The sequence below is a fragment of the Bradyrhizobium sp. CCBAU 51753 genome (genome assembly GCF_015291565.1).
Lineage (GTDB): Bacteria > Pseudomonadota > Alphaproteobacteria > Rhizobiales > Xanthobacteraceae > Bradyrhizobium > Bradyrhizobium ivorense.
This window is the reverse complement of the sequence record NZ_CP030037.1, coordinates 5,160,118-5,173,877: the sequence shown is the minus strand read 5'-3', so window position 1 is coordinate 5,173,877 and position 13,760 is coordinate 5,160,118. Positions and strand designations below refer to the sequence as shown.

At 64.0% G+C, this 13,760-nt stretch carries 16 protein-coding genes; 12 read left to right on the top strand and 4 right to left on the bottom strand.

The window, feature by feature from the left end; all coding sequences use genetic code 11:
* The first annotated feature begins 64 nt into the window (after window positions 1-64).
* Complete coding sequence (locus tag XH93_RS23535) at window positions 65-1,612, top strand: heme peroxidase family protein (protein WP_194469325.1); 1,548 nt, start codon at window positions 65-67, stop codon at window positions 1,610-1,612.
* 110 nt (window positions 1,613-1,722) lie between these two features.
* On the opposite strand, the gene XH93_RS23530 is transcribed toward XH93_RS23535, so the two are convergent.
* Window positions 1,723-2,730: a tripartite tricarboxylate transporter substrate binding protein gene (locus XH93_RS23530; protein ID WP_194469324.1), complete on the bottom strand. Its 1,008-nt coding sequence runs from the start codon at window positions 2,728-2,730 to the stop codon at window positions 1,723-1,725.
* A 218-nt stretch (window positions 2,731-2,948) separates the two neighbouring features.
* Window positions 2,949-3,305 carry a hypothetical protein gene (locus XH93_RS23525; protein ID WP_139483165.1) on the bottom strand — a complete coding sequence of 119 codons (357 nt, stop codon included), beginning with the start codon at window positions 3,303-3,305 and terminating at the stop codon, window positions 2,949-2,951.
* Window positions 3,306-3,728: 423 nt separating this feature from the next.
* Here XH93_RS23525 and XH93_RS23520 point away from each other — a divergent pair, with 423 nt between their 5' ends.
* The 6 genes from XH93_RS23520 to XH93_RS23495 are packed head-to-tail and all read left to right on the top strand — an operon-like array spanning window position 3,729 to window position 8,684.
* Entirely contained in the window at window positions 3,729-4,118 is a 390-nt protein-coding gene (locus XH93_RS23520; RefSeq protein WP_139483166.1) for a hypothetical protein, read from the top strand.
* A gap of 49 nt (window positions 4,119-4,167) precedes the next feature.
* Window positions 4,168-4,560: a hypothetical protein gene (locus XH93_RS23515; RefSeq protein WP_139483167.1), complete on the top strand. Its 393-nt coding sequence runs from the start codon at window positions 4,168-4,170 to the stop codon at window positions 4,558-4,560.
* A 2-nt stretch (window positions 4,561-4,562) separates the two neighbouring features.
* Window positions 4,563-5,621: a hypothetical protein gene (locus XH93_RS23510; protein ID WP_194469323.1), complete on the top strand. Its 1,059-nt coding sequence runs from the start codon at window positions 4,563-4,565 to the stop codon at window positions 5,619-5,621.
* 23 nt (window positions 5,622-5,644) lie between these two features.
* Window positions 5,645-6,766: an HBL/NHE enterotoxin family protein gene (locus tag XH93_RS23505; RefSeq protein ID WP_210340395.1), complete on the top strand. Its 1,122-nt coding sequence runs from the start codon at window positions 5,645-5,647 to the stop codon at window positions 6,764-6,766.
* Between the two features lie 59 nt (window positions 6,767-6,825).
* A complete protein-coding gene (locus XH93_RS23500; protein ID WP_194469321.1) occupies window positions 6,826-7,614 on the top strand; it encodes a hypothetical protein in 789 nt (262 codons plus the stop codon).
* A 14-nt stretch (window positions 7,615-7,628) separates the two neighbouring features.
* Window positions 7,629-8,684 carry a non-hemolytic enterotoxin lytic component L1 gene (locus XH93_RS23495; protein ID WP_194469320.1) on the top strand — a complete coding sequence of 352 codons (1,056 nt, stop codon included), beginning with the start codon at window positions 7,629-7,631 and terminating at the stop codon, window positions 8,682-8,684.
* A 46-nt stretch (window positions 8,685-8,730) separates the two neighbouring features.
* On the opposite strand, the gene XH93_RS23490 is transcribed toward XH93_RS23495, so the two are convergent.
* Window positions 8,731-9,081 carry a zinc ribbon domain-containing protein YjdM gene (locus tag XH93_RS23490; RefSeq protein ID WP_194469319.1) on the bottom strand — a complete coding sequence of 117 codons (351 nt, stop codon included), beginning with the start codon at window positions 9,079-9,081 and terminating at the stop codon, window positions 8,731-8,733.
* A gap of 110 nt (window positions 9,082-9,191) precedes the next feature.
* A complete protein-coding gene (locus XH93_RS23485; RefSeq protein WP_194469318.1) occupies window positions 9,192-9,668 on the bottom strand; it encodes an outer membrane protein assembly factor BamE in 477 nt (158 codons plus the stop codon).
* Between the two features lie 136 nt (window positions 9,669-9,804).
* Here XH93_RS23485 and XH93_RS23480 point away from each other — a divergent pair, with 136 nt between their 5' ends.
* From XH93_RS23480 to XH93_RS23460, 5 genes are all read left to right on the top strand, one after another.
* Window positions 9,805-10,356: a ubiquinol-cytochrome C chaperone family protein gene (locus XH93_RS23480; protein WP_194469317.1), complete on the top strand. Its 552-nt coding sequence runs from the start codon at window positions 9,805-9,807 to the stop codon at window positions 10,354-10,356.
* Window positions 10,353-10,943 (top strand): DUF177 domain-containing protein, encoded by a 591-nt coding sequence (locus XH93_RS23475; protein ID WP_194469316.1) that lies wholly within the window; start codon window positions 10,353-10,355, stop codon window positions 10,941-10,943. The genes XH93_RS23480 and XH93_RS23475 overlap by 4 nt, the downstream gene beginning before the upstream one ends.
* Window positions 10,944-11,247: 304 nt before the next feature.
* A complete protein-coding gene (gene plsX, locus XH93_RS23470; RefSeq protein ID WP_139483174.1) occupies window positions 11,248-12,309 on the top strand; it encodes a phosphate acyltransferase PlsX in 1,062 nt (353 codons plus the stop codon).
* Window positions 12,306-13,283 (top strand): beta-ketoacyl-ACP synthase III, encoded by a 978-nt coding sequence (locus XH93_RS23465; protein ID WP_194469315.1) that lies wholly within the window; start codon window positions 12,306-12,308, stop codon window positions 13,281-13,283. The genes plsX and XH93_RS23465 overlap by 4 nt, the downstream gene beginning before the upstream one ends.
* Window positions 13,284-13,414: 131 nt before the next feature.
* A complete protein-coding gene (locus tag XH93_RS23460; protein ID WP_139483176.1) occupies window positions 13,415-13,750 on the top strand; it encodes an integration host factor subunit alpha in 336 nt (111 codons plus the stop codon).
* Window positions 13,751-13,760 lie beyond the last annotated feature (10 nt).

Below are 13,760 nucleotides of genomic sequence, written 5' to 3'. Positions count from 1 at the left end.
AAATAGAACGTAACTCCGCGGGTGATCAGCGCGATCATTATTTTTTGCCCCCACGGAGGTGTGCATGACACAGATTGCGAATATCAACCCAAAGCATGGCAGAGCAGGGCGTCAACCGACCAAGGCCGCACTGAAGCCGTTCAAGGACAACGCCGATCCGGGCCTGTTCGGCCGGATGTTCGATCTTCCGGCCTTTGCGCCGTCGGAAGCATCGTTGCACGCGCTGGCCGACGCGATGCGCGACGCCCAGCCCAACAATCCCACCGGCGACAATCCCAGTGTCCCGTCCGGCTTCACCTATCTCGGCCAGTTCGTCGATCACGACATCACGCTCGATCTGACCTCGCTCGCCGAGAAGCAGGAGGATCCGCACGCGACGACGAATTTCCGCACGCCGCGGCTCGATCTCGACAGCGTCTACGGCCTCGGACCGGACGGCAGTCCGCAGCTCTACGCGCGCAATCCCAACAACGTCTCGCAGCCGAGTCCGAAGCTGTTACTCGGCAAGACCGCGGCGACGCCGCGCGCCGCGGGCGATCTTCCCAACGACCTGACGCGCAACTCGCAGGGCCGCGCGCTGATCGGCGATCATCGCAACGACGAGAACCTGCTGGTGGCGCAGACCCACCTCGCATTCCTCAAATTCCACAACAAGGTGGTCGACCGGCTGGCCGGCGGCGCCAATCCGCCGGCGCCGGACAAGCTGTTCAGCGAGGCGCGCAAGCAGGTCACCTGGCACTATCAGTGGATGGTGCTGCACGACTTCGTCGAGCGCATCACCGAGCAAGGGATCGTGGCGAAGATCCTGCACGAGGGGCGCAAGTTCTACCGCTTCCAGAAAGTGCCCTACATGCCGGTCGAGTTCTCGGCGGCGGCCTACCGGCTCGGCCACAGCATGGTGCGCGAAGCCTACAGCCACAACCGCGTGTTCACGCCCGGCGGTCGGACGCCCGCAACATTGAAGCTGGAGTTCGCTTTCTCAGGCCTCTCCGGAATCATTCTCGGCCAGGATGCGGCGACGCTGCCGGCCTCGCCCGGCGTGCCGCCCAATGTCGCCACGCTGCCGACCGACTGGATCATCGACTGGAGTCGGTTCTACGAATTCGACCCGCCGATCGCGCCGACGCCGAACTTCCTGTTCAACCATTCGCGCAAGATCGATCCGTTCCTGATCCCGCAACTGCACGATCTGCCGGGCGGCGGCGGCAGCCTGCCGTTCCGCAATCTGCAGCGCGGCGTCAATCTCGGCCTGCCGTCGGGACAGGATGTCGCGCAGGCGATGGGAATTCCGGCGCTCACGCCGGCCGAGATCGCGACCGGCACCGACGGCGCGGTGGCTGCCGCGCACGGCTTCGACAAGAAGACACCGCTTTGGTACTACATCCTGAAGGAAGCGGCGGTGAAGAAGGGCGGCCAGCGGCTTGGTCCGCTCGGCGCGCGGATCGTGGCCGAGGTCTTTGTCGGCCTGGTTGCCGGTGACAGCCAGTCCTATCTCAGCGATCCGAACTGGAAGCCGACCCTGCCGGCGAAGACGCCGGGCACCTTCCTGATGAGCGACTTGCTGCGCTTCGTCGGCGACATCAGCCCGATCGACAACGTCACGACGGGCTAGCAGCCTTGATGGCTTGCAATCTCTAACAAACCCGCGGCGCGAGCCGCGGGTTTTTGCTCTTCATTGGATCGTCTCCTGCCGATCGACGGCGCCGCAAACGACGCTGCGCGTCACTTCACCTCCATCTGCAGGCCTTCCTTCTCGATGATGGCGGCGAACTTCTTGGTCTCGGCGTCGACGAAATCGGCGAATTGCTGCGGCGAGCCGTAGTCGGCGCGCGCGCCCATGCCGGCGATGTTCTTTTTGACGTCGTCGCGGTCCAGCATCGCCTTGACCTGACGGTTGAGCTCGTCGAGCACGGGGGCAGGCGCGGTCTTCGGCAAAAACACGCCGAACCAGCTCGACACGTCGAACTTGGCAAGCTCGGGCGCGCCCTCGCGCATGGTCGGCAGATTGGGCGCGGAGTCGCTGCGTTCGGGCGTGGTGACGCAGAGGCCGTTGAGCTTGCCGTCCTGCACCTGCGGCAGCGACGGGTAGAGATTGTCGAACAGGATCTGGATGTCGCCCGCGAGCCCGGCCTGCAGCGCGGGACCGGCGCCGCGGAACGGCACATGCGTCATCTTCAGCCCGGTGAGCTGCAAGAACCAGGCGCCGGTGAGGTGAGGGCTCTGCCCGGTGCCGGACGAGCCATAAGTCAGCTGGTCGGGATTCTTCTTCAGATAGGCGATCAGCTCGGGAATGGACTTGATGCCGGTCGACGGATGCGCCGAGACGATGTTCGGGATCCGGATCATGTTGGTGACCGGCTGCAGCTGGTCGGCCTTGTAGGTCAGGTTCTTGAAGATGCTGAAGGCGATCGCGTTCGGCCCGGGATTGCCGATCAGGATGGTGTGGCCGTCGCCCTTGGCGCGCGCGACCTCCGAGGTGCCGATGGTGCCGCCGGCCCCGGAGCGGTTCTCGACGATGACAGACTGGCCCCAAATCGGTTGCAGATGCGCCGCAAGCAGCCGCCCCATCACGTCGGTCGAGCCGCCGGCGGCGGCCGGCACGATGATCCGCACCGTCTCGGCCGGCCGCCAATCGCCGGCTCCAAGGCTCGCGCGCGGGACGATCGCTGCCGCCGACAATGCGGCTGCGCTTGACAATACCGTACGGCGGGAAAATCTCTTGCTGGTCACGTGTTTACCCCCTTCTCAGGTCTTGGTTTTGGGGGCGACCGTAGGGGACCGCCTGCCGTCAGGGCAAGCGACAACTTGGCGCATCATCGAGCCAGGTTCCGGCCCAATGCAGTGCTCGGCCCGGATGTGATGCGCGTCAGGCTGCGGGCGCCCCACGACAACGTCGCGGGTCGCCGGCAGTCTCGGTCATTTCAGGCCGCGACGTCGCGCGGCGCCGCTCACACCAGCGCGTCGGCGTTCTTGGCAAATTCCTCGTCAGTGGTGAACGGAATCTCCGTGACCTTGACGACCGCGTTCTTGTTGCTGCCGATGATCACGATCTCCTTGAGGAAGGAGCCGGGGAATGAGCCCGAGACCTTGTACGGCTTGGTGCCCTGGCCGAGCGGGCCGGTCCATCCCATCACCTTGATGGCCAGACCGCCGACCCACTGCTCGTCGCGAACGAGCTGGATGCCGGAGGTGTAGTTCGGGGCCTGTCCTTCGACGGTGACGGAGAAGAAGCCCGGCGCGCCGAGGCCGGTCCAGACGTAAACGGCTTTTGCGGTGTCGAAAGGTTCCGGTCCATAGAATCCCATGACGTAACTCCTGCTGAATGAAGGCTGACGAGAGCCGTTGAAGAGCCGATTGGCATGATCGGGCTCATGGCGAGCGTAGCACGCGCATCGCAATCAGCGTGTGAAAATATTGCGAGCAACTATAAATTGATTAGAGCAATCGCTCGGTCGACGCATGACAATCGTGCGAAGGAGCTGCGCGACTCTTGTTTTTGCTGTCGCCGTGTTTCTTTTCGTTTCCAGGTCGAGTGTGCATGCGAAGCCGATGACCAACTTTTCGTGTTGAACAAGAATCGTTCTTGCGTTCAGCGTCCGTGCGTGCATACTACCTCAGGCTGTAACAACCTACAGAAGCATTTTAGCAAAATAAATCCTTTAAGTGCTGCCGCGCCGCGCGATCGGCGCAGCCGCTTGCGACACCTTGCATTTTTGGATCGGACAGCGATGGGAACAGTCGACGCACTGATCGTTGTTGATACCGAGGGCGCGCTCTCCAGCGGATCGGCCGTCGATAATTCCTTTCTGGTCGACAACAACGGCTATCTCGGCTCGTGGAACGAGGGAACGCCGACTCTCAACACGGTGGTGCAGGACGGCCAGGTCGTGAACTGGAGCGTCACTCCCGTCAGCGCCACGGGCCAGGTGTCGATCACCGGCTTCTCCGGTCAAATGATCTCCACATCGGTCTGCAAGCCGGCTCCGCAAGTGGGCAACCCGGATGTGTGGTCCGGCCGGATCGAATCCCACGGTCAATTCGCGTCCTTCTCTTACACGATCGCCCTGTCGATCGGTGGAAGGCCAATGACACTCAACTCATTCATCAAGGTCATCTAACGCAGGGAGCAGCAGCGTGAGTGCAGATAAAAGAGATGCAGCAGCCGCATTGAGTCAAGTCGATGTGTTGATCGTGGCGGATGTCGAAGGCGCGCTCGCCTCCGGCAACCTTCAGGACAACGTCTATATGATCGACACCAACAAACACGCGGGTTCGGGCAGCGAAGGGCAGGCGGAGCTCTACACCGCGGTCAAGGACGGTCAGGTCCTCAACTGGAGCGTGGTCGGGGTGTCGCCATCCAGCGACGTGAACATCACCCAGTTCACCGGCCAGATGATCAACGACAAGATCTGCGTCCCGCAGGCGGTGACCACGCCCGACGGCACCTATTGGTCCGGTCGGGTCGAAGCCCAGGGCTTCAAGGGCAACCAGCAATATTCCTGCGTGCTGACCATGGACGGCAAACCCATGACCTTCGATCCATTCCTGAAGATATCCTGACCATGCTGAGCCCATCGATCAACGTCGCCAACAGCCTGCTGGCCCAGGCGTTTAACGAAGTACTGCGGCTCGACAGCTATTCGATCAGCGCGGGCGGCACGACCATCGGCGTGCTGGCAAAGGACCCCGAATGGCTGGCGCCGGTGCGCAACCAAGTCGGCATGTTGGGGCAGGCCGGTGCGCAATGGATCGAGGACAAGCCCTCGATCTGGGGATCGGTGCTGACGCAGTTCTCAGACTATGGCAGCGCCTTCGCCGGCGTGGCCGATGCCAAGGCCACCACGAGCGAGCAGTGGGTCAAGTTGCTGAAGGAGGTTCTGCTCAGCCAGCTCAACAAGTCGATCGACGCCACGAACGTCGCGGCGACTGCGCTGCAAAGCCACTATCAGGCCTTCAAGAACATCCAGCCGTTGCTGGAGGGCAGCATCAATGCAGGATGGGCCGAGCTGCACAACGAAGAGCAGCAGATGGTCAAGATCGCCACACAGCTCACGCGGCTGGAGGATCTGGTCGGCTCGCTGCAGGATTCCATCACCGCGGGCGACCTCAGCACCGGCCAGAGCGTGGTCACGACCACGGTGAAGACGCTCTACAACGTCGCCACCGGGGTCGGCGAATCTTTCTCGTTCCTCGGCATGGCCGCCGCCGCCTTCACCGTCGGCAAGTTCTATTACGATATCATCACCAAGACCGCCGCGGTCGGCGAAACCTTGCAGCAGATCGCCAAGCTCCAGATCGACGCGAGCCAGGAGGCGCAGGCAGCCGCCGGCACCAAGCTCGTGCTGCGGCTGCTCTACAATCTCGAATTGTCGTTCGGACGCATCGTCGACGTGATGCCGCAGATCGCAACGATGTGGAGCACCGAGCGCGACAAGGTGCAGCAGGCGATCCAAGCGCTGCAGGCCGGCGCCGATCCGGCGACCTATTTCGACATCTTCACCATCCCGATCGCGAACGCGAACTGGCAGGCGATCAGAAAGTTCGCAATCGCAATACCGGCGACGAAGACCACCGTCGGGCCGCCGGTGACGCTGGACCCACAGAACCCGATCGCAACCTAGCACCGCGCAGGAGAGAGATCATGATGGCAGTAGCAAAACTGAAAGCAAAGGCAGCGCCGAAAATGGCGGCGACCACCACGCTCGAGACCCAAACCCAATCGGCCTTCGTGACGTTGTCATTGATCACCCAGGCATGTCACGGCATCCTGAATACGGTGTTCGTGGCGCCGTCGCCCAAGCCGAGCTGGTTCGACGACCTCAACAGCAAGCTCGACGTCGCCAAGACGCACGCGCAGGACTGGATCGACAATATCGGACCCAGCGTCACCGGCGGCGTTCCGGTGCAGGTCATCAACTACGGCACGACCTATTCGGCCATCACCGGCACGATCCAGTCGATCGTCAACGCACACCCTGACGCTCAAGGCGCCGACAACCCCTACGTCAAGCAGGTCCATGAACTGGTCGGCGCGCTGGAGCAGTCGGTGCAGGTCATCGTCACCAATGCCAACACCACGCAGACGCTGATGAAGAACTGGGGCGACCTGATGCAGGCGTCGCACGACGCCCTGACTTCGGGCGCGGTCAGCATCCAGAAGGCGGAAGCGGATCTGAGCGCCGACATCAGCAAGATGAACGAAGCGATCAAGGTGCTCAACGACACCATTCATAACGAGAACATCGCGATCGCGGCGTCCGCCGGCGGCATCGCCATTGGCTTGCTTCTGCTGGTGGTGGGTATCGCGCTCGCGCCTGAAACCGGCGGCGCCAGCCTCCTTGTCGCCGGCACCGGCGGCTTGCTGGTCGTCGGTGGCGCCGTGACGTGGGGCGTCATGCAGAGCAAGATCAACAAGCAGTTCGACGAGATCGCCAAGGACCAGAACGAGCTCGACGACGACAAGCGCCAGATGGTCGCCCTGCAGGGGCTGGGCTCCGCCTCGAGCCAGGCGATCACGTACATCACCGACGCCAGCAACGCGTTGTCCGACTTCCGCACCAGCTGGACCGTGTTCCAGGGCGAACTGCAGGGCGTGCTGGCAAAGCTCGAATCGGCTGAAGCCGCGCTCAGCACCATCGTGGCGGGTGCTTTCACCACCGCTGCGGCCTCGGAATGGGCCGATGCGACGTCGTTTGCGCAGGGGCTGGCCAACGCCCCGGTTTCATATCCGGCCAAGCAATTGGCGATGGACGGCAAGGCCGCTTGATCATCTCGCGGGCGCCGCCAGTTGTCGGCGGTGCCCGCTCCGTTTGAGAGGAGCTCATCATGTCGAACGGCAAGCCAGCGGACGAACCTGATATGGGCGGCTTGGGCCGGCTGATTTCAACCAGCAAGGCAACCTTCGAGGCGCTCGCTGCGATTACTGACGACTGCCATGGTTTGCTCAACGCGCCGCTGTTCCCGCCGTCGCCAAAACCAGGCTGGTTCGACGACCTCGACAGCGCGCTCGATTCCGCCAAGGCGCAGGCGCAGAGCTGGATCGACGATATTGGGCCTAATGTTACCGGCGAAATTCTGGTGCTGGTCGTCAACCACGGCACGACGTTTTCAGCGATCTCTGCACAGGTCGGCTCGATTGCGGCTGATCATCCGGATGCGCGGGGCGCAGGCGATCCCTTCGTTCAAACCGGGCTCGAACTCTCCGGTTCGCTGGATCAGTCGTTGCACGCAACCGTGGCCCGCCTCGAAACGAGGCTCGCAACGATCACGGCATGGGGCGAGACCATGCAGGCCCGCGATGCTGCGCTGCGCGCCGCGGCGGACGAATCGCCTGACGCAAAAGCCGCGGCGGCGCCTGCGCTCGCGGCTGCCGCACAGGTGCTGGGATCGACCGACGATGCGCTCAAGCTGCTGCGTGAGCTCATCGTCGCCTGGCGCGAGCTTGGGGACGCGATGCGCGATGCAGTGGCGGAGCTTCGGGCCGGCAAGGTCACGCTGGGCACGTTCGCGGCCGACACTTTCAGCGCGGCGACGCAGGCCGAATGGGGCGTCGCCACGCAGTTCGCGCAGAAGCTCGCGACTGCTCCGTTCGGAAGCCCCGGCAGGGCCGCGTAACAGAGGGAGTCGATATGCCTTTCAGCGGTGCGGCGACGAATGCGCAGATCGACGCGAGCATGGGCGCGATCGTGCTGCTCAACTCGTCCTGCCAGGCGGTGATCGAGGCCGAGATCGCGGAGGTCGCTTCCCCCTGGTACGATCAGCTCGACCAGGAGCTCGGCGCCGCCGAGAACCTGGTGGTCGGTTGGCGTCGCAGCGGTGTGCTCTATTTCCAGACCGACATCCTCGATACGATTGCCGCCGCCGGGCAGGCGTTCGTCGCGGCAGCGCCAAACATCGGCGCTCTGTTTGCCGCGCTCGAGCAACATTTTTCGGCCGGCGGCAAGGCCGAGCTGATCACCGCGATGCAGGCGCTTGAGCCGCCGATCCAGGCCATGATCGGACAGATTGCGGCCTATCTCGGCAAGCTCCAGACGTTCGAGGAGGCGATGCTGCAGGCCGACCAGGCGATGCGCACCACGGTCGGGCAGGTGCAGGCCCAGGAGGAGAAGATTCAGGGCGAGATCGACGCGATCAACAACCAGATCAAGCTGCTCAATGCGCAAATCCAGACCGACCGCGACGCGATCGCAAAGGCGAAAGCCGCGCGCACGAGCGGCATCATCGAAACCATCTTCGGTATTCTGTTCGCGCCGGTGACCGGCGGCGCGTCGCTGATCCTGGCCGGTATCGGCGTGGCCTCGATCGCCGACGCCGAGGGCCAGATCAACAGCATGCAATCGGAGATATCAGGCTATCAGCAGAAAATTGCTGGCGATCAGTCGACGCTCGGCGACGATCAAAGGATCGTCGCAACGCTGGGCGCGCTCACCATGAGCACCGGCCTCGTGCTGAGCGATATGGCGATGATCGAGAACGCGCTTGATTCGCTGCGGACCAGCTGGACCGCTTTCGACGGCGAGCTCGACGGCGTGATCGCCAAGCTGCAGGCCGCGACGTCGGCGGCCGACCTCATCGTCAGTCAGGCCTGGTACACCGCTGCCTGCACCGAGTGGAATCTGATCGTCAGCCACGTCGCCGACCTCACGGGGCGGCAGATCGACACCAGCCGGGTGCGAATTGGCTAGTGCTGCGGACCGCGCTTCGAAGCTCCAGTGCCAGAACGCGGCAACGCTACGCCTTCTTCACGAACTCCGACTTCAGGTTCATCGCGCCGATGCCGTCAATCTTGCAGGCGATGTTGTGTCCGTCGCTCCCCTCGGTGAGGCGGATGTTCCTGACCTTGGTGCCGCCTTTGACGACCGATGACGAGCCCTTGACCTTGAGGTCCTTGATCACGATGACGCTGTCGCCGTCCGCCAGCGGGTTGCCGTGCGCATCGCGCACGCCCGCCTCCTGCGCGACCTCGCCGGCCGTGGCCGCCTGGGCGCTCCACTCATGGGCGCATTCCGGGCAAACCCAGAGAGCGCCGTCCTGATAGGCATGCTCGGAATTGCATTTCGGGCAGTTCATTGACGCGTCCATTGTCGACATGATCCTCGTCGTGACCGGGCGCACCGTAGGGTCATGTGCAGGCAAAGCAAGGCGAACCAGCCGCGCCCGGTCGGGCGCCCGGCACTTTTCCGGGTCATGCCCTAGTTGAAGCTGAGCAGCTTGAACAGCGGCGTCAGGTACGACATTTCCTGACCTGACGTCGGCGTGGTGCGGCTGACGAAGTCGAAGATCTTGCCGTCCTTCAGGCCGTAATTGGCGAGCCGCCGGACCTGGCGATTTTTGTCGAAATAGACCGCGATCACACGCTGGTCGACCACCTGCTGGTTCATGAAGGCGACCGGGCGGGAGGTCCGCTGCGAGATGTAATAAAACACCTCGCCGTCGAGCGTGGCGACGGTCGACGGGGTGCCGAGCACGATCAGCACCTGGTCCTGGCTGGCGCCGATCGGAATCTGCTCGAGCGCGCCCTGCGGCAGGATATAGCCCTTCTGGAATTGCTCGCCGCTGCAACCGGCAAGGGCGGCGCAGACGAGGCCCGCTGCGGCCACCGCGCGGAAGCGCGAGAACAGGCTGCGCGCGGACGGGGCGCGAAAATGTCTTGGAGTGGTCTGGCTCATCGGCGGAACTGATCCGTCCCCTTGCATCGGGCGAGGCGTTGACGTACCGGGCAGCTCAATGGATTGCAATATTGCCGAGGCCCAACGGACCGCCCCCTCAACAGGCGACCTTTGGGGCCCGCAGCCGGAACCCATCATGCTTTGGCCGTTCAATCACTTCAGGAAACCCCGGCAGCCCGCGCGCAGCACCATTGAGACCATCTATGGCATGATCGTGACGCAGGCGCGAGAACCGTTGTTTTACCGTGACTTGGGCGTCCCGGACACGGTTAACGGCCGTTTTGACCTGCTTCTGATGCACCTCTGGCTGGTGCTGCGGCGGCTCAAATCGGCGGAAGCCGGGCCGGACCTGTCGCAGGCGCTGTTCGATCATTTCTGCACCGACATGGACGATAATCTCCGGGAAATGGGCGTCGGCGACCTCACGGTGCCCAAGCGCATGCAGGCCTTCGGCGAGGCATTTTACGGCCGGACGGCGGCCTATGACCTGGCGTTGACCGACAGCGAGGAGGCCCTGGCCCGATCGTTCTGCAAGAACATTCTCAATGGTCAGGACATCGAGAAGGCGCGCGAACTGGCTGCCTATGCCCGGGCGGCGACGGCGGCGCTGGCGCGCGCCGACCTCGCGGCGCTCGGCGCGGGCACGTGGCGCTTCCCCGCGCCGCTGACTGCGGGGACGGCGGCATGAGCGGCGGCAGCGGACGGCAGGGTGCACCGCGCGACCGCGACCCCTGGCGGGTGCTGGTCAATGTCGCCCAGATCCCCGAGACCGGGCTGCATCGCGAGATCGAGGCCGACGAGGCGGCGCGCAAGGCGATGGCCGAGCTCGCCGAGCTGCGCGAGGTGGTCTCCGCGCATGCGGCGTTCGATATCATGCCGAGGCGCGACGGCAGCTACCACGTCACCGGCCAGGTGCAGGGGCGGGTCGGGCAGACCTGCGTGGTGACGCTCGATCCGATCGAGAACGCGATCGACGAAGAGATCGACGTGATCTTCGCGCCGCCGGAGCAGATTCCGCAAATGGCCGACCTGGTCGACGAGGCCGAGGACAGCGACGAGGAGACGCCGGACCCGCCGGAGCCGATCGAGGGCGGCTTCATCGATATCGGCCGGCTCGCCACCGACGCGCTGTTTCTCGGCATCGACCCCTATCCGCGCAAGCCGGACGCGGTCTTTGAACGGATGGTTGAAGCGCCTGATCCGGAAGATCATCCCTTTGCCGCGCTGAAAGCGCTGCAGGAAAAGGGCGGCGGCAAGAAGCCGAAGGGCGGTTAGCGGTGACTTTTGAGGGGATGGCTTGCGTGCGCCGCCGCGCGAAGGGTGTCGGCCATCACTTCAAAAATATCGCACAAAATATTGAAATGTCGGATGTTTCCGCTATATTGTGAGGCATTGCGTAGCGCGTCCGCGGCTCGGGCCTGTGTGGTCCAAAAGGTTGTGTCGGACCGCGGACACGCTATTGTCGCCGCCCGGCCGGGACGCGACTTGGCGTTTGGCCGCGCGCCGCCAGCAGCGGTGACTTCAAGCTCGCGGTCTCGTCCGAACGGGACTGCGGGGAGAGCAGGTTTCCGGGACGTTCATGCCTCATAAGGTTCGAATCGCGCTTGACGCCATGGGGGGCGATGTCGGCGCATCGGTCGTCATTCCCGGCGCCGCGATCTCGTTGAGCCGTCATCCCGACAGCGAATTCCTGCTGTTCGGCGACCAGGCCAGGATCGAACCCGAACTTGCGCGGCACCCGGCGTTGAAGGCGGTGTCGAAGGTGGTCCACACCGACGTCGCCGTTAAGAATGACGACAAGCCGAGCCAGGCGCTGCGGCGGACCCGCAGGGCCTCCTCGATGTGGATGGCGATCGATGCGGTCAAGCATGGCGAGGCGGATGTCGCGGTATCCGCCGGCAACACGGGCGCGCTGATGGCGATGGGCCGGCTCAATTTGCGGACGCTGCCGGGGGTCGACCGCCCGGCGCTCGCCGCGGTGTGGCCGACGCTGCGCGGCGATTCCGTCGTGCTGGACCTCGGCGCCACCATCGGCGGCGATGCCCGCCACCTGACGACGCTCGCCGTGATGGGCAGCGCCATGGCGAGCGTGCTGTTCAACCTCGAACGGCCGACCGTCGGCCTGCTCAATATCGGGGAGGAGGAGGTCAAGGGCCATGAGGAGATCCGCGAGGCGGCCGGCATGCTGCGGGCGATGAATTCGCGGCAGTTCGACTATATCGGCTTTGTCGAGGGCGACGGCATCGGCAAGGGCGCGGCCGACGTGATCGTATCGGAGGGATTCTGCGGCAATATCGCGCTGAAGACCGCCGAGGGAACCGCGCGGCAGATGTTCAGCTTCCTGCGCGAGGCGATGTCCTCGAGCCTGCTGGCGCGGATCGGCTATTTGTTCGCCCGCGGCGCGTTCCGGAAGCTGCGCGACAAGCTCGACCCCAACAAGTCGAATGGCGGCGTGCTGCTCGGCCTGCAGGGCGTGGTGGTCAAGAGCCATGGCGGCACCAACGCGGAAGGCTTTGCCTATGCCGTGGATGTTGGCTATGAGATGGCCCACTACGATCTCCTCACCAAGATCAATCAGATGCTCAATCGTGACGGCAGCGCGCTGGTGCAGGCGCAGACCGCGCCGGAGGATGTCTCGTGACTGCTATACGTTCGGTAGTGCTCGGCTGCGGCTCATATTTGCCGGAGCGGGTTTTGACCAATGCCGAACTGGCTGCTCGAATCGACACGTCGGATGACTGGATCGTGCAGCGCACCGGCATCCGCGAGCGCCACATTGCGGCCGACGATGAGTTCACCTCGCATCTGGCGATCAAGGCGGCGCAGGCCGCGCTCGCCGATGCCGGGATCGACGCCCAGTCGATCGACCTGATCGTGCTGGCGACCTCGACGCCCGACAACACCTTTCCCGCCACCGCGGTCGCGGTCCAGCACGCCCTCGGCATCAACCACGGCGTCGCCTTCGACCTGCAGGCGGTGTGCTCCGGCTTCGTGTTCGCGCTGACCACCGCCGACAATTTCCTGCGCGCCGGCACCCACAAGCGGGCGCTGGTGATCGGCGCGGAAACCTTCTCGCGGATCCTCGACTGGAACGACCGCGGCACCTGCGTGCTGTTCGGCGACGGCGCCGGCGCCGTGGTGCTGGAGGCGCAGCCGCATGCCGGCACCACCGCCGATCGCGGCGTGCTGACCACGCATCTGCGCTCCGACGGACGCCACAAGGCAAAGCTGTTCGTCGACGGCGGTCCCGGCTCGACCAAGACGGTCGGGCATCTGCGGATGGAGGGGCGCGAGGTGTTCAAGCATGCGGTCGGCATGATCACCGACGTGATCGTCGACGCCTTCAATGCCACCGGGTTCACCGCCGAGGACATCAACTGGTTCATTCCGCACCAGGCCAACAAGCGAATCATCGACGCGTCCGCGCATAAGCTGCATATTGCGCCGCAGAAGGTAGTGCTGACGGTCGACAAGCACGGCAACACCTCGGCCGCCTCGATTCCGCTCGCGCTAGCCGTTGCGGTGAAGGACGGCCGCGTCAAGAAGGGCGATCTCGTGCTGTTCGAGGCGATGGGCGGCGGGTTTACCTGGGGTTCGGCGCTCGTGCGCTGGTGACCCAACGCCTGGAAAGTTACTGATGATTTGCCGGTATCTTTCATCGCCGGCATGCTTGTCGCTGTTGACCATTGCGCGCTAAGCTTTTAATTTCAGTCAAGAAATTGTTCGCCGAGAGTGCGGGGCAGGCGATGACCACGGGAACCGGAAAAACAGTTACGCGCGTCGATCTATGTGAGGCGGTCTACCAGAAGGTGGGGCTGTCGCGCACCGAATCGTCGGCGTTCGTCGAGCTTGTGCTGAAGGAGATCACCGATTGCCTGGAAAAGGGCGAGACGGTGAAGCTGTCCTCCTTCGGCTCCTTCATGGTGCGCAAGAAGGGACAGCGCATCGGGCGCAACCCGAAGACCGGCACCGAGGTGCCGATCTCGCCGCGCCGGGTGATGGTGTTCAAGCCGTCGGCGATCCTGAAGCAGCGGATCAACGGCCATGTGGCCGCCAATGGCGACGGCAGCAAGGCCGAGTGACCATTTGAAC

What these genes read in the sequence shown, in the direction of transcription:
- XH93_RS23535 (WP_194469325.1), top strand. Translation starts at nt 65, where the DNA reads ATGACACAGATTGCGAATATCAACCCAAAGCATGGCAGAGCAGGGCGT.
- XH93_RS23525 (WP_139483165.1), bottom strand. Translation starts at nt 3,305, where the DNA reads ATGGGATTCTATGGACCGGAACCTTTCGACACCGCAAAAGCCGTTTAC.
- XH93_RS23520 (WP_139483166.1), top strand. Translation starts at nt 3,729, where the DNA reads ATGGGAACAGTCGACGCACTGATCGTTGTTGATACCGAGGGCGCGCTC.
- XH93_RS23510 (WP_194469323.1), top strand. Translation starts at nt 4,563, where the DNA reads ATGCTGAGCCCATCGATCAACGTCGCCAACAGCCTGCTGGCCCAGGCG.
- XH93_RS23505 (WP_210340395.1), top strand. Translation starts at nt 5,645, where the DNA reads ATGGCAGTAGCAAAACTGAAAGCAAAGGCAGCGCCGAAAATGGCGGCG.
- XH93_RS23500 (WP_194469321.1), top strand. Translation starts at nt 6,826, where the DNA reads ATGTCGAACGGCAAGCCAGCGGACGAACCTGATATGGGCGGCTTGGGC.
- XH93_RS23495 (WP_194469320.1), top strand. Translation starts at nt 7,629, where the DNA reads ATGCCTTTCAGCGGTGCGGCGACGAATGCGCAGATCGACGCGAGCATG.
- XH93_RS23490 (WP_194469319.1), bottom strand. Translation starts at nt 9,081, where the DNA reads ATGGACGCGTCAATGAACTGCCCGAAATGCAATTCCGAGCATGCCTAT.
- XH93_RS23485 (WP_194469318.1), bottom strand. Translation starts at nt 9,668, where the DNA reads ATGAGCCAGACCACTCCAAGACATTTTCGCGCCCCGTCCGCGCGCAGC.
- XH93_RS23480 (WP_194469317.1), top strand. Translation starts at nt 9,805, where the DNA reads ATGCTTTGGCCGTTCAATCACTTCAGGAAACCCCGGCAGCCCGCGCGC.
- XH93_RS23475 (WP_194469316.1), top strand. Translation starts at nt 10,353, where the DNA reads ATGAGCGGCGGCAGCGGACGGCAGGGTGCACCGCGCGACCGCGACCCC.
- plsX (WP_139483174.1), top strand. Translation starts at nt 11,248, where the DNA reads ATGCCTCATAAGGTTCGAATCGCGCTTGACGCCATGGGGGGCGATGTC.
- XH93_RS23460 (WP_139483176.1), top strand. Translation starts at nt 13,415, where the DNA reads ATGACCACGGGAACCGGAAAAACAGTTACGCGCGTCGATCTATGTGAG.